Here is a 351-nt window from a genome sequence, read left to right on the forward strand (position 1 = left end):
AAAAGATCCTGGCATCCGGCAGTGATGGCAAATCTGATGCGTCAGGCACAGGAGGAAGATTACCGCCGGGAGCAGATGGCAGAGCTTGAGCGTTCAGCCCGGTCACATTTTGCGGATATCGGAGGAGAGGATGGCGGTTAAGCGTACCCGTTTTTTAGGTATCCGGGTGACCGATGGGGAGTACCAGCAGCTGCTGGAGCGCTGCAATGGAAGGCAACTGGCGGTGTGGATGCGGGAAACCTGTCTCGATACGCGCCCGGCGCGGTCGTTGCGGCTGCCGTCCATCGATCCGGTTTTGCTGCGCCAGCTTGCCGGGATGGGGAACAACCTCAACCAGATCGCCCGGAAAAT

1 protein-coding gene is annotated in these 351 nt (G+C 59.3%); it reads left to right on the forward strand.

Translation table 11 applies throughout. The features are described from left to right. Nucleotides 1–130 precede the first annotated feature (130 nt). On the forward strand, nt 131–351 hold a 221-nt coding region (locus ACFP3V_RS22445), incomplete at its 3' end, for a plasmid mobilization protein (protein ID WP_142351657.1).

It is taken from the genome of Streptacidiphilus monticola (genome assembly GCF_042658505.1).
GTDB lineage: Bacteria > Actinomycetota > Actinomycetes > Streptomycetales > Streptomycetaceae > Streptacidiphilus > Streptacidiphilus monticola.